This is a genomic window from Nocardiopsis sp. NPDC007018 (genome assembly GCF_040635075.1).
Lineage (GTDB): Bacteria > Actinomycetota > Actinomycetes > Streptosporangiales > Streptosporangiaceae > Nocardiopsis.
Window position 1 is genome coordinate 99,991 of record NZ_JBEYHA010000013.1, and the last position, 19,801, is coordinate 119,791.

At 69.9% G+C, this 19,801-nt stretch carries 14 protein-coding genes and 2 CRISPR repeat arrays; of the genes, 2 read left to right on the plus strand and 12 right to left on the minus strand.

The genetic code is table 11. From position 1 onward, the window contains the following. Positions 1-53 precede the first annotated feature (53 nt). The 11 genes from ABZ635_RS09970 to ABZ635_RS10020 form a co-directional block, all read right to left on the minus strand. A complete protein-coding gene (locus ABZ635_RS09970) occupies positions 54-977 on the minus strand; it encodes a Clp protease N-terminal domain-containing protein (RefSeq protein WP_357761743.1) in 924 nt (307 codons plus the stop codon). Next, positions 974-1,219, minus strand: coding sequence for a hypothetical protein (locus ABZ635_RS09975; RefSeq protein WP_357761746.1), 246 nt, complete (start codon positions 1,217-1,219; stop codon positions 974-976). The genes ABZ635_RS09970 and ABZ635_RS09975 overlap by 4 nt, the downstream gene beginning before the upstream one ends. A gap of 826 nt (positions 1,220-2,045) precedes the next feature. Beyond that, positions 2,046-4,283, minus strand: coding sequence for an Atu4866 domain-containing protein (locus ABZ635_RS09980; protein WP_357761749.1), 2,238 nt, complete (start codon positions 4,281-4,283; stop codon positions 2,046-2,048). Positions 4,284-4,434: 151 nt separating this feature from the next. Further along, complete coding sequence (locus ABZ635_RS09985; protein WP_357761752.1) at positions 4,435-5,331, minus strand: helix-turn-helix transcriptional regulator; 897 nt, start codon at positions 5,329-5,331, stop codon at positions 4,435-4,437. Positions 5,332-5,423: 92 nt separating this feature from the next. Then, positions 5,424-6,367: a CRISPR direct-repeat array (repeat unit 28 nt; unit sequence GGTCCATCCCCACGTGCGTGGGGCTCAC). 87 nt (positions 6,368-6,454) lie between these two features. Further along, positions 6,455-6,994, minus strand: coding sequence for a CYTH domain-containing protein (locus tag ABZ635_RS09990; RefSeq protein WP_357761755.1), 540 nt, complete (start codon positions 6,992-6,994; stop codon positions 6,455-6,457). Positions 6,995-7,102: 108 nt separating this feature from the next. Further along, entirely contained in the window at positions 7,103-7,621 is a 519-nt protein-coding gene (locus ABZ635_RS09995; protein WP_357761757.1) for a flavoprotein, read from the minus strand. A 28-nt stretch (positions 7,622-7,649) separates the two neighbouring features. Then, positions 7,650-7,892, minus strand: a complete 243-nt coding sequence (locus ABZ635_RS10000) for a hypothetical protein (protein WP_357761820.1) — start codon at positions 7,890-7,892, stop codon at positions 7,650-7,652. 143 nt (positions 7,893-8,035) lie between these two features. Beyond that, positions 8,036-8,593, minus strand: a complete 558-nt coding sequence (locus ABZ635_RS10005; protein WP_357761760.1) for an ATP-binding protein — start codon at positions 8,591-8,593, stop codon at positions 8,036-8,038. Positions 8,594-8,704: 111 nt separating this feature from the next. Next, positions 8,705-9,019, minus strand: coding sequence for a hypothetical protein (locus tag ABZ635_RS10010; protein ID WP_357761763.1), 315 nt, complete (start codon positions 9,017-9,019; stop codon positions 8,705-8,707). Further along, positions 9,019-9,618, minus strand: a complete 600-nt coding sequence (locus ABZ635_RS10015) for an ATP-binding protein (RefSeq protein ID WP_357761766.1) — start codon at positions 9,616-9,618, stop codon at positions 9,019-9,021. Before ABZ635_RS10015 ends, ABZ635_RS10010 begins: the two co-directional genes overlap by 1 nt. 296 nt (positions 9,619-9,914) lie before the next feature. Further along, positions 9,915-10,382, minus strand: a complete 468-nt coding sequence (locus ABZ635_RS10020; protein ID WP_357761769.1) for a hypothetical protein — start codon at positions 10,380-10,382, stop codon at positions 9,915-9,917. 272 nt (positions 10,383-10,654) lie between these two features. On the opposite strand from ABZ635_RS10020, the gene ABZ635_RS10025 reads away from it, so the two are divergent. Beyond that, positions 10,655-11,461, plus strand: coding sequence for a helix-turn-helix transcriptional regulator (locus tag ABZ635_RS10025; RefSeq protein WP_357761772.1), 807 nt, complete (start codon positions 10,655-10,657; stop codon positions 11,459-11,461). Next, on the plus strand, positions 11,454-11,621 hold the full coding sequence (locus tag ABZ635_RS10030) for a DUF397 domain-containing protein (RefSeq protein WP_357761774.1): 168 nt from the start codon (positions 11,454-11,456) through the stop codon (positions 11,619-11,621). The genes ABZ635_RS10025 and ABZ635_RS10030 overlap by 8 nt, the downstream gene beginning before the upstream one ends. A 92-nt stretch (positions 11,622-11,713) precedes the next feature. Then, a CRISPR array of direct repeats spans positions 11,714-13,633; the repeat unit is 29 nt; unit sequence CGGTCCATCCCCACGTGCGTGGGGCTCAC. A gap of 399 nt (positions 13,634-14,032) precedes the next feature. On the opposite strand, the gene ABZ635_RS10035 is transcribed toward ABZ635_RS10030, so the two are convergent. Next, entirely contained in the window at positions 14,033-19,516 is a 5,484-nt protein-coding gene (locus ABZ635_RS10035) for a carboxyl transferase domain-containing protein (RefSeq protein ID WP_357761777.1), read from the minus strand. Positions 19,517-19,801: the final 285 nt, after the last annotated feature.

A 19,801-nucleotide genomic window follows, 5' to 3' on the forward strand; every position in this document is an offset into this window, starting at 1 on the left:
CTCCAGGCTCCTCCCGACGTGAGCGGCACTCACCCCGCCGCGAACGACCGAACCTAGGCGGCGACCTGGGTGATGACCTGGATCTGAATCCGCATCTGTTTGCGGACGAACCAGCGCAGGAGCCGGTTGGCGATCCGCCTGTGGAGGATGGCGCTCGGCCAGCGCTTGTCCAACCGCAGCCGGGCTCGGTCGCCGAGCGGCTCGACCGTGACCCGGAGTTCCTGCCGGTGCTCCCCCGAGCTCCGGGACCAGGTGAGGTCCTGGCCCTCGCTCCAGAGGGTGAGGGTCTCCCGCAGGGGCGGCCGACCCGGCGAGACGAGTTCCACGACGCCCTCACCGACCACCCGCGCCTCCATCCGGGCCGGGTCCCACTCCCCCCGGCGTTCCGGGTCGCGGACCAGGGCCCACAGGCGGTCGGCCGAGACCGGGACCTCCGCCTCCACGGCGATACCGTCCCACCCCTCCGGCACCGCGCCCGGAACCGGCTCGGCGGCCACCAGGGGGGCCGGGGAGAGGTCGTCCAGACCGGCGCGCAGCTGGTCGGGGTCGGTTCCCGCGTGCTCCAGGAGACGCCGGACCCGGCCGCCGCCGTCGTCGATGAGCGCCGCGATCAGGGCGACGTCACCGCCCGACCAGGGGCAGTCGACGAGAAGCTCGCTCACCCGCTCGGACCGGGGAAGCCCGACCGTCTCGTCCCCACCCGCCGGAAGGGTCGCCCCGGACAGGTCGATGTCCAACAGGGCCAGGTCCTCGCGCAGCACGGCGTCGATCGCCGCCCGCGCCCCGGTGAGGTCGAGCCCGGCGTCCATGAGGAGTCGGGCGCCCGGGCCGCCGATGACGAGCGCGCCGAGGAGGAGGTGCTCGAACCCCACTTCGGCGTGGCCCGCGCGGGCCGCCTCCCGTTCCGCCGCGAGTTCGATGTCGGCCCGGTGCCCGCCCATGCTCAGCAGGCCCTGTTTCGCGGACTGTTCCTTCATGCTCGGCCCTTCTCGGTGGGGGTGATGTGGCGCAGTCTCTTCCCGTACTTCTTGTGGACGGCCTGTCGGGTGACCCCGAGGGCCGCGGCGATGGAGGTCCAGGACTCCCCGGATCGCAGGGCCTCCTCCACCTGTCGCAGTTCGAGGGCGTCGACCACACCGCGCAGCGAGGCGACCGCGCGCAGACCCTCGACGGGGGTGGAGGTGTCCGAGGCGGTGGCCGCCAGTTCCATCGCGTCCATGCTGTCAACCTAGGTTGCGTGCGGCGAAGGTGTCAACCCGGGTTGCTACTCGGGGGAGGCGACTCGTGCACGACGCCTCCACGCCCGGGGTCCACAGGTGTTCCGGGCTCCTACCGGGCGTCGGTCGTCCGGTAGGAGCCCGGTGGGAGTACCCATCCCCACGTGCGTGGGGCTCAGACGCGGGACCTGTCATTCTCGATCCGGTACATCGGCCCATCCCCACGTACGTGGGGCTCACATCCTGCTCACCGACACCACCGCCTGGGCCTACGGTCCATCCCCACGTGCGTGGGGCTCACCTTTTCGCGGCGCTGGACGGGATGGCTGCGTTCGGTCCATCCCCACGTGCGTAGGGCTCGTGGGCGCGGGCTTCGCGCCCGGGGATGCGCCGGGTCTACGGGTCCTCGCGCCTGCGGGAAGCGCCCGGGGCACGCTGTCTACCAACGCCAGGCGGGTCCGGGACAGGCTCGGACCCGTACCCCCCGAGCTGTGGAGGCCGCGCTGGCCCGCCACGATCCCGCGGACCGTCGAGGACGTCGCGGAACTCAAGCGGACCGGTCTCCGTCCACGGCAGCGCCACGTTGGGCCGTTCCCTGGCCGATGCCGGACCGGCCGAGCGCCACCACCCGCTGGTCTTCCCCGTGCTCCCGGGAGGAGTGGGCAAGCGCCTGTTTCAGAGACACCGACCAGGACCTTACCCGGCTCGACCTCGTCGAACACCAGGTGTACGCGAACGGCGCGCAGAAGCAGGCCTTCGACGTCCTCCTGAGCCTCGGGGGACACCGTCCACGTCCGCCCGTGACCGTTCGCCTGCGCCGACGAGACCTCAGCGTCTGGTGAAGCGGTATCCCGCGTGGTGCAGTACGTCTCCGTCGAACTCCCCGAAAGCCCAAAAACCCAGGTCGTCGAGGTAGTCGATCCGCGATCCGTTGACCCAGTACCTGCCGGTGTAGGCGCTCTCCCTGTCTCCACGCGCCTCGTCGTAGCGCCCGTTCGGCAGCAGCTCTTGGCGGACGAACCCGTTCTCCTCCACCCACAACCCCGTGTGGGGGTGGAGCGGGTCGTGGACGGGCTCCTTCACCCGTCCTGGGGCAGCGCCCGGCTCCTGAACCGGCCGTCCGTCCCAGACACGGACCCGCCCGCCGGTGATCTGCACGTCAAGGCGGCCCTGCCCGGCAGGGGCGGTTCCCTCGGGGGCGCCTGGCTCGTCGGCGTACCGGAACACGGCGACATCGGCGGCCCCGCCCGGGGTCAGGGTGCCCCCAGCGTGGTCGCGGGTGAGATCGAGGGTGGCGGGCAGGACGACGGTTCCCGAACAGTCGACCACGATCATCCCGTCGTCGGCAGCCGCCGTCAGAAGACCCGGACCGACTCCGACGATCACCCCTCCTCCGATGAGGACGTCCGCCCTCAGCCAGTCGCCCATCAGCGGGTTGTTCGTGATGACGACGCCGCCCGTCAGTAGCAGCGGGCGTCCGCCCGGGTCGCCCAACCGGGCCAGCAGCGCCTCGTCGCGACCCGGCCGGGTCGCGGGGCTCGAGCCGCTCGACGCGGGAGTGGTCGTCGGGAGGTCGTTCATCTTGCTCCGTGTGTCCTGTCCTCGCTCGATGGCGTTCGCACGTCGGGGGTTCGTCCGGTGGCGCTCGTGCGGTCCCCTCCCGGCCCCCGCCCGGCCGAGGAGCCGGTCCCGTGAGACGCGGACCTCTCCCCGCAGGGCGTCCAGGTCGATGTCCAGCACCCTTCCGTTCCACTTTCGAGGCTCACCGTTGACCAGGACGGTGACGATGTTGCGGGCGTCCGCGCCCAGGACCACGGTGCCGACCGGGTTGTTCAGCGGCATGTTGTTCAGGTCCTCGGCGGCGATGACCAGGAGGTCGGCGCGTTTGCCGGGGGTGAGCGACCCGGTCACCCCGCCCAGGCCGTTGGTCCGTGCGCCTTGGAGGGTGGCGAAGTCCAGCACGTCGTGCACGCCGATCCGGACCGGTTCGGCGTCGGCGCCGTAGGCCGCGTTGACCGCCCGCATCCGCTGCACGGTGTGCAGGGCCCGCATCTGGGTGAACATGTCCCCGGCCAGGGCCACCTCCACGTCGATGCTGAGCCCGGGGCGCACTCCCACGGCCAGTGCCTCGTCTACGGCGGGGATCGCGGTCTCCAGACCGATCTGGGCGTCGGAGGTCGGCGCCAGGGAGACCGTGGTCCCGGTCTCCCCGATCAGCTTCCACGCCTCGTCGGTCAGGCCGGTCGCGTGGATCAGGGTGACGTTCGGGCCCAGGAGCCCCTGCCGGGCCCAGTCCCGCACCGCACGGGAGGACGAGGCACCGAGGACGGCGTCAACGCTGACCCCGACGTCCATCTCCCTGGCGACGCGCGCCAGTCCGGGCCCGTAAGCCAGGGACGGCCCGGCGATCTCGTCAGTGGCCAGCGCACCGACCCGCAGGGTCAGCATCCGATCCGACCCGCCCGTGTACTCCTCACGGAGCCGGGCGAGGTCACCGGGCCACTGCTGGTCCCAGGCACCGAAGTGCGGCCCCATCGCGGCGTGGACCCCGCGGACTCCGCTGTCCACCAGGGCCCGGACCGCGGCGTCGGAGTGCTCGCGCGACCTCGAGTTGTGCGAGAAGTCGAGCATGCAGGTGATGCCGGCGTCGATCGCCGACAGGGCGGCCAGCCGGGTACCGACGTACATGTCCCGGGGCTCGTAGAGGGGCGCGTAACCGGCCAGGGTGGTGGTCACGTAGCCCACGAGATCGTCCACGTCCGGCATGATCCTGCGCAGCTGCGACTGCCAGGCGTGCCGGTGGGTGTCCACGAAACCCGGAGTGATGATCGTGCCCGTCGCGTCGATCACCACCGCGTCCCCCGCCTCCGGTACGAGACCCACCTGGGCGATCGAGTCCCCCTCGACCAGGACGTCCGCACGTTCCAGCGTCCCGATTTCCGGGTCCATGGTGACGACGGTCGCGTTGGTGAAGAGGACACGCCTCCCGGGGCCGTCGGCCCGGCGCTGGATCTCCTCCAGGGCGAGGGGGCTGCCCGGGTCGTGTGTGGTGGTCTCGGAGCTCATGGAGTGCTTCCTCCGTCGGGTGCGGCGCGGTGGAGGGGACTCCACCGCCTTCACCCGAAGTCTCGTCCCGCCACGCGGAGGCGACCAGGTCGCCGTCATCCCTGGTGCGCGGCTCCCAGTGACGGGACGGCGCCGCCTGCGGGCCCCGGTCTCACCCGAACCGTCGCCGACCGCTCCGGCCCCGGTCCGCCTGGTCGCCCCCTACGTGGGGATCGGCGTGCAGGGAGCCGAGCAGGGCCAGCGCACCCTCCGATTCACTGCCCCGCTCCGCCTGGTAGACGATCAGCTGCTGCCCGGGGGCGCCGTTGACCGTGAAGCTGTCGTAACGCAGGTCCAGGGCGCCCGCCTGGGAGTGGTGCAGCGGTTTGGCGTCGCCCGTCTTACCCCGCACGTCGTGCCGCGCCCACAGGGAACGGAACTCCTCGCTCTCGAGCGCGAGCTCACCGACGACCTCGTTCAGCCGGGGATCGTCGGGGGCCAGGCCCATCGCGCGATGGAGTTCGGCGACGGTCGCCGAGGCGGTCCGGCGCCACTCACGGTGGAAGCGACGCGCCGCCGAGTCGAGGAAGACCATACGCGCCAGGTTGTCGTCCAGCGTGAAGTCGGAGTGCAGGGCCTCAGCGAGGCGGTTGCGTGCCAGGACGTCCAGGGGGTGGTCCAGGACGAAGGCCGGAGTGTCACTCCAGCGCTCGAGGAGGCGGGCCAGGTGCGGGGAGACACGTGTGTCCCGGCGGGCCCGCCCGCGCGGGCGTCCCTCGGCGCGCGCCAGTCGACGCAGGTGCTCCGTCGCGTCCCCGTCCAGGTCCAGCGCCCTGGCCAGCGCCTCGACTACTTGCGTGGAGGGGTGCCGTTCGCGGCCCTGTTCCAGGCGCATGTAGTAGTCGGTGCTGACCCCGGCCAGGAGCGCCACCTCCTCGCGGCGAAGGCCGGGAACCCTGCGTCGGCCGTACGCGATCAGACCGAGGTCCTCGGGAAGCAGCCGTGAACGTCTGGCGCTCAGGAACTCCCCCAGGTGGGACCGGGGATCGGAGCTTTGGTCGGTGCCCATGGCGTCAAGGCTAGACCGAGGCGGTCCGCGCCGGAAGTCGTATGGGTGGGTGGGCCCCACCCACCCGACACCCCACCCGCCCAGTCCCATCGTGGTCCATCCCCACGTGCGTGGGGCTCACCCGGAGCGCAGCCCCCAAGGCGTTCCGTGCGTCGGTCCATCCCCACGTGCGTGGGGCTCACCGACTCCGGCAGTCAAGGCCGCTATTCGGTGGCGGTCCATCCCCACGTGCGTGGGGCTCACCACAGGGGATGCAAGTGCCGTGCGGAACCGGTCGGTCCATCCCCACGTGCGTGGGGCTCACCGAGGCATCCGGGAAAGTGGCGTGCCATCGAACGGTCCATCCCCACGTGCGTGGGGCTCACGGCCGCGGGTTCGAGTTGGTCGGGCTGGACAACGGTCCATCCCCACGTGCGTGGGGCTCACGCGGCGGCGTGCGCGGAGGTCTCCGAGGCGGAAGGTCCATCCCCACGTGCGTGGGGCTCACCCGGTCCGGTCCGGGACCGGCAAGGAGGCGACCGGTCCATCCCCACGTGCGTGGGGCTCACGCTAATCGTGCAGGTCAGCGCTGACCTGAGTCCGGTCCATCCCCACGTGCGTGGGGCTCACGAGATCTCCTCGTAGCGGCGGGTCATCTCCTGCGGTCCATCCCCACGTGCGTGGGGCTCACGGCATCTCCGGCGTCTCTGTCACCTCACCGCGCGGTCCATCCCCACGTGCGTGGGGCTCACGTCGACGTCGGCCAGGCGTACCCGCGGGGCCGCGGTCCATCCCCACGTGCGTGGGGCTCACGCCTCATGCTCGGCCCACCCGACGCCGGGCGCCGGTCCATCCCCACGTGCGTGGGGCTCACTCCTCCGGGCACAGGTTGCCCTGGCTGGAGGTCGGTCCATCCCCACGTGCGTGGGGCTCACGGGAGGGTGCCCAGGGGTGCCCAGGTTGGTTACGGTCCATCCCCACGTGCGTGGGGCTCACGAGGTGGGGGTCAATGATGTCCATGAGGAGTCCGGTCCATCCCCACGTGCGTGGGGCTCACGCTTAACGACCTGCGACAACGCGGACCGTTATCTCCGCTTGACCTTCGACTCGCGTCGAACCGAACACGCCGGGACCAACCCCACCCTCAGCCGACATCACCGCCGCGCACCAGGGTGTCATAGGTATCCGCTGTCCGTTCCAGGGCGACCCCGAGCCGCTGCGCCCAAGCGTCCATCTCCGACTGCGCCCGAACGCCATCACGGTCGTCGTCCACCACCAGCTCCAGCTCCAGAAACGTCCCCGCCCCCTTGACGACGTCCACGCACACAGCCATGTCGCCGCTGCGCCCCGAACGCCGTTCCTTGACGATGCGGACCGAAGGCTCGTACCCCAGGGCGACCAACACGCAGTGGGTCTGCTCGCGATCTTCAACCCCGGTTTCGTACTCGACGCATTCCATCACGTTCGCCACCGGGGTCTTGGTGGTCAGCACATGATCACCGTCCTGGGTACGCAACCGCGCGAAGGTGTAACCCACCTTCCCCTGCTCGGGGCCCCACCCTGCGGGCGCGTACGCGAGGTCGTCCTGGAGGTGAGCGTCACCCAGCTCCACCCCTGCGGATTTCAGCGCCGCCAACAGTGTCTCGGTGTCACCCACCCTGTACTTCGTTTCGATCTCTCGCACCGGAGACGTCCCCCTACTCCCCACAATTCTCGATCTCGGGGAGCGTACCGAGTCCGTCCTGTCGGGCGGGGCCGTTCGGGGAAGTCACACGAACGCCGGGGAATCCGCTCACCCTGAGCCTCGAATCCGGCTGGAGAGAGCTCCCACGACCTCCTGCCACGGCGGCAACCCACCCTCGCCTCGGAGCACTGACACCGACGGCATCTGATCCAGTTCCCGGAGACTCCGCTCGAAGGCTGGGTGGGCCGCGAGCGGCGCTCCGGTCTTCGGAACGACCAACGTGGGAACACCACGCCCGATCATCTCGCAGGCCAGCGCGACGGCGAAGTTGTCTGCCAGGCCCAGGGCCAGTTTGTTCGTCGAGTTGAACGACCATGGACAGGCGATGACGGCGGCACCGGGCGGCAGGCTGTAGCCGCTCCCCGGCAAACGGAACTCGACTCGGACCGGCTCACCCGTGAGATCGGAGAGCGCTTCCAGGTCGTGGAAGCGGGCGCCGGTGGGGGTGGACAGGACCGTAACCCTCCAGGACTGGTCCTGGAGGAGTCGCACGAGTTCGGTCACCGGGCCGTTGTCTCCGGCAGAGGCGCCGGAGACAAGGAGATACAGAGGGCTCTGATGAGTCATGGGACCAGTGTGGCGGTGCAGCAGTGTTCTAGTCGTCCTTGCGGAGAAAGGCGAGGCCCAAGGCGGTGGCGAGCCATCCCCACCAACGGCGCGGGGCCCGGTGACGTCCCCGAGTGCGCACCGGCTCCGTCTCGGCCAGCTCGGTTCGGGCGTCGGCGGCTGCCTGTCGGGCTTCACGGGCCTTCTGTTCGCGGTGGTGGCGGGCGACCTTGACCCAGTGCGGGACAGGCCCGTGCCGGAGCATGTACGCGACCCGGGGATTGTCGCCCATCTGACGCAACAGCCGCTCCTGACGATCCTGGTGGGACTCCGAGGAGATCGGGCCGATCCGCTGAGGGCGGGCAGGACGATGAATGCGTTGACCTCGGGGTGCGGTCAGGACCGACCGCACCCCTGGGCTGACCTGGTGACTGGTCACCGGGTGCCCCCGTCCGCGACGGTTCCGTGGTTGGTTGTCCGGGGGAGGGTGAACTCGGCCCAGATGACCGTGCCCAGTCCATCACAGAACGGGAAGTCGAGCACCGGACGGAACCCCCAACGGGAGGCGAGGTGGCCGACCATGAGCAGGCCCCGGCCGCGTTCGGCCTGCTCCCATTCGCGCTTGGTCCTCCTGCGCGGGACCCTCGGGATGGAGTCGGTGGTGATGTCCGTCCTGGCGCCGTCATCGATGATCGACACCCTCACCAGCCCCGGGACCGGCGACTCCAGCGTCCGGACCACCCTGCCATCGGGGTCCTGTCCCGAGCGGGAGTGCTCGCAGGCGTTGGCGAACATCTCGCTCACGCACAACACCATCTCCTCCCGCACCTCGCCCGGGCGGGTGAGCAGGCGGTTGAGGTCGGTGTCCAGGTCGGAGCGGACCTGACTCGTCTGGGAGAGCTGTCCGGGGTAGACCCGGCACTCCCACCGGAACTCCGCCGGGGGAGGGTTGTCCGTGTGGTTCAGGGCGTGGGTGTGCGGCACAATGGGCATGTCGGCAATCTGCTTTCTCTTCAACGGGGTGTGGGTTGTCGGCCTGCTCTGAAGGTGTTGACGCACCCGCCAGAGCTTTTTTCGTGAACGCCTTCGGGCGGTGCGGAGCGCTTAGGCGGCGGTCGGGGGTTCCGGGTCGTGGTCGGCGCGGTGGCGGCGGGAGAGAAGCCGGGACCCCGGGACCGGCCTGTTACCGGGAATCCGGGTGGGTGCGGGGTAGTCGTGTACGGCCTGGTCGATGAGCGCTATGGCCCGTTCGGCGTCGCCTTCGTCTCCGGCGATCCGCAGCGCCTCCAGAACCAGAGGCATGCGGTTGCGGAGGGTGTGGTTGTGCCACACGTCCTCCTGCGTGGGAGTCAGGTGCCCCGGTGCGGTGAGCGCGTTTTCGGCGCTTTCGAGCAGGTCCCTGGTGTCGATGTCCAACATCAGCACTCCACCTCGTTCTTGAGGATGTTCTCGGCGTCTTCGGTGTCGATGTGGCTCCACGGGTTGTCGGTCAGGTCGTAGGCCAGGAAGAACCACACCTGCCGGAACTTCGGGTCGCCGTTGTCGCCCCACCGATCCGCCAACGCGTCGATCAGCGCCAACCCCCGGCCGGTGGCGGTTCCGGCTTCGATGTCGTCAAATGTGGCGGCGGTGAAGGTGCCCTTCTCCTGCGGCAGACGGCTGCCCTGGTCGCGGCAGATCAACGTCATCCCCTTCGCACCCCGATCCACCGTCAACGTGTACGTACTGCCCCGCTCACTCGACCGACTGTGCGCGATCGCGTTGTTCGCCAACTCCGACCCCAGCAGGGTGAACAGGAACTGGAACTCCTCACACCGTTCGGCGGCGCTGGTGTCCAGGAACGCCCGGACCAGGGGCATGAGTCCGGGGAGTCCGGCGAAGGAGTACTGCCGCTTGCGGTAGGGGGGCCCGGCGGTGCGGGAGAAGTAGTGGGAGTGGAAGGGCTTGATGAAGCTCGCCACGGGGGCCATCACTTCGCGGTGGGCGAGTTCGGGGGAGAACGGCGGTGCGGGCCTCATGGGGTGACCTCCAGGCGTCGCAGTCCGGCCAGGACGTTGCGCAGGACCTCTACCGGGACGGTTTCTACGGGCCTGCGAGGCGAAGGGATGACGGGTCCTCGCCGGTGGCCGTGGGAGGTGTGGGGTGCTTGGGTGGGCCATTCGGGCGGGGGCCTCAGGTGGTCGGGGTTCATGGTCCTGCTTCCTCGGAGGTGTTTGTTGGGTTGGCTGAGTCAGCCCTGGGCGGTGGGCGTTGCGCCGGTTGCTCGGGCTTGGGGCTCTGTATCTGTGTGTTCTGAGGGAAACGCGGTGTGTGGCTAGTTGAGGTCGAGGACAGCTTCGACGGTGGTCTGTTGGACGCGGTCGCCGTCCCAGGTCCAGGACGGGGACCAGGACAGGGCGAGGCGGTCCAAGACCGCGAGCCCGGACACGTGCACTCCGGGGTCCAGCCGGGGGTGTTCGGGCGCAGTGGTGATGCGTGGTCCCTGGTCGGTGACGTACAAACGCGGGAGCTTGGGGTGGGTCTGGTCTAGAACGACGCGGACGGTCCCGCCGGGCAGACCCGACCGGGAGTGCTGGTGGGAGTTGGTGACCAGGATGCGCGCGATACGAGCCAACCGAGTGCCCTGAACCGGGAGTACGTTCCGACACCAGGCCGACAGGGCCCGGTACTCACGGCTGGGGCCGAGCAGAATGCCGTGACGGGCGGGCTCGGAGAACCGGAGCACCCGAGGAAAGCGCCCGGGAACAACCGGCGGCACCGGTGTCTCCTGGTTGGCCTGCATATGTCTCACCTCGGTCATATCGGGGTAGGCACTCACCCGCCCCGGTGGCCGCGCCTTCTCAGTTCGACCCTCGCGGCATTTTTATGCCTTATGTCCAGTTTTCGCACTATCTGTGGTTTGCCATTCACAGGAAGCTGATGCGTAAACACACGTTCGCATCTCCAGCCAACAGAGAGAAGGGATGATCGAGAGGTGGTCATTCATGCATATCTGCAAGCAAGAAAAGACAAGATTCGGTAGACTTCAGACAAGCTATCTGCGATCATGACGCTATGGAAGCGATTGATCCACGACATGGTAGGTTCGGCCAAGCCCTGGCCGCAGCACGCCTTCGCTCTGGGAAGAAGCAACCCGCGCTCGCCCGCAAGCTGGGCGTCTCGGTTGGGCATATCTCTCACATCGAGAATGGAAGGAGGAAACTGGACGCATCAGTCGTCCCTGAAGTAGACGACTTTCTCGCCGCAAGGCATCGCCTCGTTCGTTTGTACGAAGAGATTTACCAGGCAGGTCGAGTTGACTGGCTGGGGAATCTGCATCGAACACAGATCGACTCGGACATGGTTCGCGAGTACCAAGCCTCGCTGTTCCCAGGCCCCCTCCAACAACCGGAGTACGCCAGGGTAGCTATCTCCTCAGGCGGCCCTTGGCTCTCCAAAAACGAGATTCAGCAGCGGGTGGACTTCCGAACGCAGTGGAGGAAGGACCTTCTTCGGGAAGAAGGCCCCCAGTACCACGTCGTACTGGACGACATCACTGTGGTCCGCCCGATTGGTCCATCTGAGATCATGCGCGATCAGATCGACGCCATCATCAAGCTGGCAGAGGAGCGCCGGGTCGTGCTCCAGATGCACGGATGGGACCAGCACCCGCACGCCGGGCTCGATGGGCCGTTCACGTTGATCACGGCCTCTGGCGCTCCCGATATGGTGCATGTCGAGTCCATCTACGGTGGCTCGCAGTCCGATACCGCGCATGACGTGCGCAACTTCGGCATCCTGTTCAGCACGCTGCAGGCGACCGCCCGGTCTCCCCAACAGAGCATCGCCTTCTTGAAGGAAACGAGGCAGAAGTATGAGTGACTGGCACAAGTCCAGCTACAGCACCGGCGCCCAGAACTGTGTGGAGGTCGCCGAAGGGCCGACCACTCTGATTCGCGACACCCAGAACCGCGACCTCGGCACCGTGGGGGTTCACGCCTCTGAGTGGACCGCCCTTCTGGATGCGATTCGTACCAAGTAGCACCCCAAATGTCGGGTCTTGCCAAGCGACTCGAGTTTTAGTGGTCGTTACGACACCCCTCCTCTGAACGGTGCGATGGATGGCTTCCAGCCCGGTCCATCCCCACGTGCGCGGGACTCACCTCAGCCTGACCCCGGCCCAGGTCGCGGATCACGGTCCATCCCCACGTGCGCGGGGCTGACCCGGCCGCGCGCTCCTCGAAACTGCCGTTGAGCGGTCCATCCCCACGCGCGTGGGGCTCACTGCTCATCGCATGACTGGCTGACGGGAGCGCGCGGTCCATCCCCACTCGCATGGGGCTCAATGGGTGAAGGCAGCGCTGTCGGCCGCGCTCGACGGTCCATCCCCACGTGCGTGGGGCTCACCGGACGATCCCCGAGACGTAGGCCCGGGTCCCCGGTCCATCCCCACGTGCGTGGGGCTCACTGGGGGCCGGGTCGGGAGTTCACCAACTACGACGGTCCATCCCCACGTGCGTGGGGATCACCTCGCGCGCCTGCGCGCCGCCTTCGCTGAGCGCGGTCCATCCCCACGTGCGTGGGGCTCACCCGCATCACCCCCACGGGTCCGGGGCGCTGGACGGTCCATCCCCACGTGCGTGGGGCTCACTCGGACCTACGCTCCTCAGCCCTGTCTTCACGCGGTCCATCCCCACGTGCGTGGGGCTCACAGCCCGAGCGCGATGAGGTTGAGCAGCTCGGACGGTCCATCCCCACGTGCGTGGGGCTCACCAGGTTCGGGGCGGGCCGTCGTTTCTCTTCACCGGTCCATCCCCACGTGCGTGGGGCTCACGGCTGTTGGCGTCCGCCTGCTGCTCTGACTGGCGGTCCATCCCCACGTGCGTGGGGCTCACTGGTCCGCTGGATCGACAAGGACGCCGGCTTCGGGTCCATCCCCACGTGCGTGGGGCTCACGCCACGGTTGCCTACCTGCTGGTGGAGGACAGCGGTCCATCCCCACGTGCGTGGGGCTCACGCGGACCGGCGGGCGCGGCGGTGTACAGCACCCGGTCCATCCCCACGTGCGTGGGGCTCACGTCATAGCCGGTCCACGGAGACGCCTGCGGCCCGGTCCATCCCCACGTGCGTGGGGCTCACGGGAGCGCCGCACTCACCGCACGCGCTGTAGCCGGTCCATCCCCACGTGCGTGGGGCTCACGACCGCGTCAGCGTGCCGGCGCGCAACGTGGCCGGTCCATCCCCACGTGCGTGGGGCTCACGGTGGTGCTGTACAGGGTGCGCTCTGGCACGTCGGTCCATCCCCACGTGCGTGGGGCTCACCCCTGTCGCTCCTCCTTAGGAGCTGATGCGGCCGGTCCATCCCCACGTGCGTGGGGCTCACTACTGCGCGACCAGGTGCGCTCCGGCCGTGTCCGGTCCATCCCCACGTGCGTGGGGCTCACCCCTGTCGCTCCTCCTTAGGAGCTGATGCGGCCGGTCCATCCCCACGTGCGTGGGGCTCACTACTGCGCGACCAGGTGCGCTCCGGCCGTGTCCGGTCCATCCCCACGTGCGTGGGGCTCACTTGGAGAACTGGCAAAAGGGCTGCGGGCTCACCGGTCCATCCCCACGTGCGTGGGGCTCACTGGGAGTTCGCCTCCTGGTTCGCCTACGAGTACGGTCCATCCCCACGTGCGTGGGGCTCACGCCATGGTCGTGCAGGCGACCCGGTGGACCAACGGTCCATCCCCACGTGCGTGGGGCTCACTCAGCCGTGGGCGTGGTGGAGCAGCTCGACGGCGGTCCATCCCCACGTGCGTGGGGCTCACGGGCTCATGATCAGCGGGTCCGTGCCGTCGAACGGTCCATCCCCACGTGCGTGGGGCTCACCCCCAGCCGCAGCGTCGGCAGCGGCCCCGCGGCGGTCCATCCCCACGTGCGTGGGGCTCACTGGAGGGTCGCCACCACGTCAGTGGTCGTGGTCGGTCCATCCCCACGTGCGTGGGGCTCACGTCATCGAGGAGACCGCCCGGGAAGTCGCCGCCGGTCCATCCCCACGTGCGTGGGGCTCACACTTAACGACCTGCGACAACGCGGACCGTTATCTCCGCTTGACCTTCGAATTCACTACCCGCGCCGAACCACCTGATCGAACACATCCTCCACCAGACCAGACCCCAAGCCGCCGCAGGCCCCCCACGTTAGACCTCAGCTCTGACTCGCCCGAACCCCACCCTACGGCCGCCAACACCAGGCCCTCCTGAACCCACACTTCCCCAACCCCACTCGGTACTTCACCGCGATCTCGCGCACCGGCGCCCCCTCGATGCTCGGGGTTCCCGGCCTCGGGGGCGTACCGGTCCGGACTCATCAGAAGGTCGCCACTCGCCCAACCAGCCGGAACTCCCCCACCCCCCGGACACGCGAACGGCCAGCCCCTCGCGGAGCTGGCCGTCCTCACGTCAAACCGTCCTAGCGCTTCATGCCCTTCGCGATGGCCTCGATGATGCTCGGCCGCAGCTCGGCAGCGCTGATGATCGCGTCCACCGACCCCACCTCGACAGCACGCTGAATACTGTGCACACCGTCGAACTCGGTGGCGACCTCGCTCAGCTTCTCCGCCCGCACCGAGGCCTGCACCTCCGACAGTTCCGCGTTCAGCTCGGCCCGCTCGGCCGCCCCCGCCTCGGACACCCGGGTCTGGAGCTCGGTCACCCTCGGGTCGGTCGCGGTGCGCTTGTTCACCTCACCGGAGAACACCACCGCGGCGGCGGGCGCGCCGCCCAGCACCGACGCGAACGAACCCTCCAGGGCCAGCACCGTCATGTTCGGGTTCAGCGCCTTGGAGAACACCACGAACGCTCCCCCGTGGTACCGGGAGATCACGCAGAACACGATCGGCCCGTCGAAGTTGACGATGGCCCGGCCGATCTCCGCGCCGTACTCCAGCTGGAGCTTGCGCATGGACTCCGGCGACCCGTCGAACCCGGACAGGTTGGCCAGCACCACCAGTGGGCGGTTGCCCGAGGCGGCGTTGATGGCCCGCGCGGTCTTCTTGGACGACCTCGGGAACAGCGTTCCCGCCGTGTAGGTGTCCGGCCCGTCGGTGGGCGGGAACCCGCGCCGCGCCACCGAGCGCGACTCGATACCCACGAGGCAGACCGGCCACCCGCCGATGTGCGCGTCCTGCACGGCCGAGGTGTCGGCGTCGGCCATCCCCGCCCAGCGCTCCAGCACCGGGTGGTCCTGGTCGGCGAGGGCACGCATCACCGTGCGGATGTCGAACGGCTTCTTGCGGTCCGGGTTGTGCTCGGCGGAGAAGATCTCCCCCACCGTCGTGAAGTCGCTGCCCTCCACCGCGTGCGGGAAGCCGGAGACGTCCCGGTCGTCCGGGTCGGTCGTGGCCGCGCGGCGCGGGCCCTCCTCACCGGGCAGCACGTAGGTGTGGTCGTAGTGCGCCATCAGAACGTCGCGGGCGGCGGGCAGGTTCGGCGCCCAGTACTGCGCCTGGCCGTTCGGGCCCATCACCCGGTCGTAGCCGCCGATACCGAAGTTGTCCTCGGCGGAGACACCGCCGGAGAAGTCCAGCGACTGCTTGCCGGTGAGCACCATCGCCGAGTCCGGCGTCATCACCAGGATGCCCTTGGTGTGCATGAGCATGGTCGCCTCGGCGTTCCAGTACGGCTGCGCGCCGACGGTGATCCCCGCGACCACGATGTTGATCTCGCCGCCGTCCTGGGTGAACTCCACGATCCGCTTGAGGGCGGCCGCGACCCAGTCCATGTTCTCGGTGCCGGAGGTCATCGAGATCCGCGCACCGGCGGAGAGCGCGAACCACTCCAGCGGTACCCGCATGCTCTCGGCGAGGTCGATCGCGGCGATGACGCGCGAGCACTCCGGCTCGGACAGCGCGCCGAGCGCCTTGGTCGGGTCGCCGAGCAGCACCACGCGGGTGACGCCCTCGGGGTGGCGTTCGGTGGGCGTGGTGACCACACCGGCCACGATCGCCGCCGAGTTGTGCCCCCGGGGCCGGTCGACGGGCGCGAGCACGCCGTTCTCGTCGAGGTCGTGCTCGACGAACGTCCCCTCCGCCCCGGTGAGCATGTCGGTCAGCTCGTAGGGGTAGACGGTGCCGCGCCGGGCCGCGCGCAGGACCTTCTGGCGGTAGTCGTCCAGGGGCAGCACCGGCTCGGTGGACGGCTCGCCGACGTGCACCCGGGCGTCGCTGCCCGGTTCGAGGGCGACCCGCACGGCCAGTTCGGTGAGCTCGCCCGCCTCGGTGCGCTGGCGGGCCACGAACTGGACCTCCTCAAGCCCGGCGCCGTCGGTGGTCGGCAGGATGCGCTCGACCAGCGAGTTGAGTTCGTCGATACCGAGCTCGGTGGGCGGCCACACGTACATGAGGATGCGGTTGGTGTCGAAGCGCTTGTTGTGCGGGCGCTGCGCCTGGATGTTGCGGATGGCGTCCAGGCAGGCGGCGAGCGTGCCCTCGACGGCGGGCAGCGCCACCAGGCGCCCGTCCGCGTCGCGCAGCGCCGTCAGGTCGCGGACCTGCCCGAGGGCGATCAGCCGTTCGTCGGACGGGTTGCTGCGCGCCACGGCCTTGAAGAGGTAGACCTCCTCGTCGGCGGACGGCAGGCGGGTGAGGTCGAACTCCCGCAGCCGCTGGAGCTGGAGCCGCTGCGCGATCTGCGGGTGCAGGCCGCGGATCAGACGGTCCTCGACGAGGTCCCCGTCCTCGGGGCGGAAGGTGAAGTGGTGGTGCATGACCGCGCCGCTGGTCCCCGCGACGGTGGCGGTGACGCGCCGCACGCCCTTGGGCAGGGTGTGCTCGGCCAGGATCTGGCCCAGGCGCACCGCCATGGCGTCGGCGTCGGGCTGGTCCTCCCAGGTCACGTACAGGTCGGCGACCAGGCCGTGATCAGGGGCGTCGGCGGCGAGCCGGGCGACGGCGCCGAGGGCGTCGGGCAGGTCGGCGAGGTCCACGGCGGTGGCGACCACCCGGGTCACGCCCTGGGCGTTGGTGTGCTCGGTGGTGACCAGCTGGCAGCCGCCGCTGTGGCTCGCGGTGACCTCGGACAGGCCCCGGTTGCCGTAGTAGCGGCGGGTCAGCACCTCCAGCAGGGCGGCGTGGTCCTTGCCGGGGCGGCCGATCCGCTGGCCGATCAGGCGCACCAGCGGCTCGGAGCTGGCGACCATGGTCTGGATGCGTTCGGCGCGGTCCGGGGAGTGGGGCTCGCGGTCCAGGTGGCGCAGCTCGTCGCGGACGGCCGCGTACACCTTGGCGCGGTTGCGGCGCAGCAGGGGCTGGGTGAACCAGCGGAACACCACGCCCCGGGCCAGGTCGGACACGGCCGGGAAGCGGACCTGGGTGGCCTCGATCAGGTGCTCCAGGGAGAGCCCGGCGCGCTCGGCGAGCGGCTCCTGGGGCGGGGCGTCGGCCAGCCAGCGGCGCAGCAGGTCCGACACGATCGCGACGTAGCCGCCCATGCGCTGCTGGGCCAGGAAGATCCGGAAGACCGCGTCCTCCAGCTCCGGAGTGCGGTCCAGGTCGGTGACCCCGTAGTGGGCCAGGACCCGGGTGAGCCTGGTCTGGTAGCCCTCGATGACCCCGGCGCGCTCGACGTCCAGGCTCTGGAGGTAGCTGTGGAAGTACTCGCGGGGGCTGTGCACCCGGTGGTCCTGTTCGGCGTCGACGGCACCGCCGGGTTTGTTGCGGCTCAGCTCGGACAGGTCCGCGAACACGGTGAGGAGGTCGAGCTCGCCCTCGACGAGCACGGAGTCGAGTCCGTCGCGGGCGGTGAGGTAGTCGGCGAGCACACGGGTGCGCTCCTCCGGGGAGAAGTCGAAGCCCAGCAGCAGACCGCGCAGGTCGCTCAGGCCCCGCTGGGCGCGTTCGGCGGCGGAGGCGGCCGGAACGGGCTCGGGCAGGTCGATCTCGACGCTCTCCGCCTGGTCGCCGGTGTCCTCGGCGGCATCGTCGCCGAGCGGTTCCAGGCGCATCAGCGGGGCACCGGTCTCGACCTGGCCGCCCACCGCCACCGGGCACTCGCGCACCCGGGCGCGGAACGGCGCGCGCAGCACCGTCTCCATCTTCATGCTCTCGAGGACGAGGATGGGGGCGCCCGACTCGACCTCGTCGCCGACGGCGAGCGGGGTGGCGACCACCAGCGCGGGGGCGGGCGAGCGGACCACGCCGCCCTCGTCGCGGCTCACCCGGTGGGTGACACCGTCGATCTCGACCAGGTGGACCGGGCCGTGCGTGGCTGACACGAGCCGGAACCGGCGTCCGTTGACGGTGATGTGGCCGCTGTTGGCGTCGAAGCGCTCCACCTCGACGTCGGCGGGGTGGACGTCGCCGCCGCCGGACACGCCGACACGGAAGCGGTTGTGCCCGATCCGGGCCACGCTCACCTGGTAGCCGATCCCACGGAGCTTGAGGTCCAGGGGGCGGCCGGTGTCGTGCTGCACCTGGGGGCGGCCGCCGTGCGCGGTGGAGAGCAGCTGCTGGCGGCTGGCCTCCTCCTCGTCGCGGTAGGCCTCGATGGCGGCGGCGGCAAGGGCGACGGCCGAGTGCCGGTGGGCGACCAGGCGACCCTCGGCGCGCACGCGGTCGATCCAGCCGGTGTCGGCGCTGCCGTCGATCACCTCGGGCTGGTCGAGCAGGTCGAGGACGAAACTCTTGTTGGTCGCGCCGCCCTCGATGATGACGGTGGTCTCGGCCATGGCGCGGCGCAGGCGGCCCAGGGCCTGGTCGCGGTCGCGGCCGTAGGCGATGATCTTCGCGATCATCGAGTCGAAGTCGGCGGGGATGCTGTCGCCCTCGCGGACGCCGGTGTCGACGCGGATGCCCGGGCCGGAGGGCATGTCCAGGCGGGAGATGCGCCCCGGGGAGGGCGCGAAGTCGCGGTCGGGGTCCTCCGCGTTGAGCCGAGCCTCGACGGCGTGCCCGACCTCCTCGGGCTGCGTGCCCTCCAGCTTGCCGCCGGAGGCCACGTAGAGCTGCATCCGGACCAGGTCGGTGCCGGTGGTGATCTCGGTGATGGGGTGCTCGACCTGGAGGCGCGTGTTGACCTCCAGGAACGCGAAGAGCCGCTCACCGGGGTGGTACAGGAACTCGACGGTGCAGGCGCCCCGGTAGCCGACGGCCACGGCGAGGCGTTCGGCGGAGGCCTTGAGCTCGGCGGCCTGCTCGGGTTCCAGGACCGGAGAGGCGGACTCCTCGATGATCTTCTGGTTGCGGCGCTGCACGGAGCAGTCGCGCACGCCCAGCGCCCAGGCGGTGCCCTGGCCGTCCGAGATGACCTGCACCTCGACGTGGCGGGCGCCAGTGACCAGGCGCTCCAGGAAGACCACGCCGGAGCCGAAGGCGCGCAGCGCCTCCTGGCTGGTGCGCTCGTAGGCGTCGGTGAGGTCCTCGGCGGAGGCGACCATGCGGATGCCGCGACCGCCGCCGCCCGCCGTGGCCTTGAGCATCAGCGGGTAGCCGATCTCGTCGCCCGCGCGCAGGGCCTCCTCCAGGGTGGCGACCTCGCCCCGGCTCCAGGGGGCGACGGGGACACCGACCTCCTCGGCGATCAGCTTCGAGCCGATCTTGTCACCGAGCTTGCGCATCGCCCCGGGGCTGGGGCCGACGAAGGTGACGCCGATCCGTTCGCACAGTTCGGCGAAGGCGGGGTCCTCGGCGACGAAGCCCCAGCCGACCCAGGCGGCGTCGGCCCGGGTCTCCAGCAGGGCGCGTTCGAGGACGGCGAGGTCGAGGTAGGGGCGGGCCGAGGCCGGTCCCAGGTCGTAGGCGACGTCGGCTTCGCGGACGAAGGTCGAGTTGCGGTCGGCGTCGGTGTAGAGGGCGACCGTCTCGATCCGGGCCCCGGTTTCCGCCGAGAGGTCCCGGACGGCGTGGATGAGCCGCATCGCGGCCTCTCCACGGTTGACGATGGCGACACGACTGAACACCGAATGCCCCTCCCAAGTACTGCAACGCAGAAGGCGACGTCCGGATCTCGGAGCGCCGCCTGCACCTGCCCTCTAGCTTGGTGGATCACCTTGGGGGACACCAATGTCCCGAATTGCTCACGCCGGAGCCGAGGCTTTGTGGGATCTCCACAAAAAGTGTGCGCCCAGGGCCCGCTGGGGGTGCTCAGACGCGAGGTTTGCCACAACCGGACGGTTCTGACGTGCTGTCGGAGGGTGCGGGCGAGTGGTGACCGAATCTCCGCAGGAGGGGGGTGTGGGGGTGGT

Coding starts and splice junctions, on each gene's coding strand:
- ABZ635_RS09970 (WP_357761743.1), bottom strand. CDS start 977: ATGAAGGAACAGTCCGCGAAACAGGGCCTGCTGAGCATGGGCGGGCAC.
- ABZ635_RS09975 (WP_357761746.1), bottom strand. CDS start 1,219: ATGGACGCGATGGAACTGGCGGCCACCGCCTCGGACACCTCCACCCCC.
- ABZ635_RS09980 (WP_357761749.1), bottom strand. CDS start 4,283: ATGAGCTCCGAGACCACCACACACGACCCGGGCAGCCCCCTCGCCCTG.
- ABZ635_RS09985 (WP_357761752.1), bottom strand. CDS start 5,331: ATGGGCACCGACCAAAGCTCCGATCCCCGGTCCCACCTGGGGGAGTTC.
- ABZ635_RS09995 (WP_357761757.1), bottom strand. CDS start 7,621: ATGACTCATCAGAGCCCTCTGTATCTCCTTGTCTCCGGCGCCTCTGCC.
- ABZ635_RS10000 (WP_357761820.1), bottom strand. CDS start 7,892: ATGGGCGACAATCCCCGGGTCGCGTACATGCTCCGGCACGGGCCTGTC.
- ABZ635_RS10005 (WP_357761760.1), bottom strand. CDS start 8,593: ATGCCCATTGTGCCGCACACCCACGCCCTGAACCACACGGACAACCCT.
- ABZ635_RS10010 (WP_357761763.1), bottom strand. CDS start 9,019: ATGTTGGACATCGACACCAGGGACCTGCTCGAAAGCGCCGAAAACGCG.
- ABZ635_RS10015 (WP_357761766.1), bottom strand. CDS start 9,618: ATGAGGCCCGCACCGCCGTTCTCCCCCGAACTCGCCCACCGCGAAGTG.
- ABZ635_RS10020 (WP_357761769.1), bottom strand. CDS start 10,382: ATGCAGGCCAACCAGGAGACACCGGTGCCGCCGGTTGTTCCCGGGCGC.
- ABZ635_RS10025 (WP_357761772.1), top strand. CDS start 10,655: ATGGAAGCGATTGATCCACGACATGGTAGGTTCGGCCAAGCCCTGGCC.
- ABZ635_RS10030 (WP_357761774.1), top strand. CDS start 11,454: ATGAGTGACTGGCACAAGTCCAGCTACAGCACCGGCGCCCAGAACTGT.